This window comes from Bartonella sp. MR168JLCBS (assembly GCF_042194175.1).
The window spans coordinates 1-1,286 of the sequence record NZ_JBHIMP010000102.1 but is presented as its reverse complement, the minus strand read 5'-3'; the positions used below and the strand labels follow the sequence as shown (position 1 = coordinate 1,286).

The 1,286-nt window shown below is 37.9% G+C and carries 3 protein-coding genes; 1 reads left to right on the top strand and 2 read right to left on the bottom strand.

Annotated features, from left to right (window positions below):
* A partial coding sequence (locus ACFIK8_RS09435) for a MucR family transcriptional regulator (protein ID WP_375669272.1) occupies window positions 1-323 on the top strand: 323 nt, incomplete at its 5' end.
* A gap of 100 nt (window positions 324-423) precedes the next feature.
* Here ACFIK8_RS09435 and ACFIK8_RS09430 read toward each other — a convergent pair.
* Both ACFIK8_RS09430 and ACFIK8_RS09425 read right to left on the bottom strand, forming a co-directional pair.
* Window positions 424-834 carry a SufE family protein gene (locus tag ACFIK8_RS09430; protein WP_375669271.1) on the bottom strand — a complete coding sequence of 137 codons (411 nt, stop codon included), beginning with the start codon at window positions 832-834 and terminating at the stop codon, window positions 424-426.
* Window positions 835-945: 111 nt separating this feature from the next.
* Window positions 946-1,286, bottom strand: a 341-nt coding sequence (locus ACFIK8_RS09425) for a DUF5330 domain-containing protein (protein ID WP_375669270.1), incomplete at its 5' end; no start/stop codon positions are given.

Below are 1,286 nucleotides of genomic sequence, written 5' to 3'. Positions count from 1 at the left end.
TGATTACTGATGTTCATGCCGCTTTCCGTAAAGCAGGGAACGTAGAGTTAACAGAAGTCGAAGTTGAAAAGCAAAGACCTGCCGTTAACCCAAAACGTTCGATCTTTCCCGATTATCTCATCTGCCTTGAAGACGGGAAGAAATTTAAGTCTTTGAAGCGTCATCTCATGACACATTATGGAATGTTGCCAGAAGAATATCGTGAAAAGTGGCAGTTGGACAGTTCTTATCCTATGGTTGCACCTAATTATGCAAAGGCACGCTCAGCTTTGGCGAAAGAAATGGGGCTTGGACGCAGAAGCAAACGGAAGAAAACCAAGTAATCGCATTTTAAAAATGGTTAGATCCAGTATATACAAAGTGCTTTTTAGCAGGCATATTTTCTATGAAAGTTTTGGATAGTTTTTGTTACAAGAGTTTGATTCATAAATGACTCTCGTTACGAATCCGTTCAATCATCGATTTAAGACCATTTGATCGTTGTGGTGTGAGATTTTCGTTTAAACCAAGTATTTCAAAGAATCCTTCAGCATCGGCATCACGAATCTCCGAAGCTTTTTTTCCTGAATAGAAGGCGAAAAGAATATAGATAAGTCCACGCACAATGTGGGCATCAGAATCGCCTTGAAACGCTAATATTGGATTTTCAGAATTATCACGTGAAGATAAAAGCCACACTTGACTTACACAACCAGGAACTTTATGAGAATCGTTTCTGGCACTTTCTGGAAAAGGCGGTAATTCATGGCCAAGCTCAATTACATAACGATAACGATCTTCCCAGTTATCTAGAAGAGAAAAGTTTTCTATAATATCATCGATCGTTTCTGCCATAACCTCAGTTCCGTTTTGTTTTTTTGATGATCATGTCGATGCATTTGATTGACAAAAAAAGCGTTTATTCCTCTTAGCATAAAACCATAGTGAGCGTTAAAAACTTTTATTTCAAGGTAGTGTTGGATAATTCTGTCTTTGTGTGCGTTTTTGTGCATCCACCTTAGGAGAAGTATTTTCTGGCTGAGCCATATTCTTGTCACCTAATATACTTCCCAGATACTCATAGGCCGCTTTTGCACCATAATATGCACGTTCACTCAGTGAGCTTAGAAAGGATTTTCCAACTTTGCAAGCTTCTATATTACGTTCACAAAATGTTCCTAAATCATTTAAAGTGTCTTTAAAAGCAGTCATGACATCGCTCATTGTTGTCTCATTCTCTCTTTGAGTAAAGAAATGGTTACCAGTTGGCTTTACTGCAAAGAATGAAACAACAACAAAAACAAAAA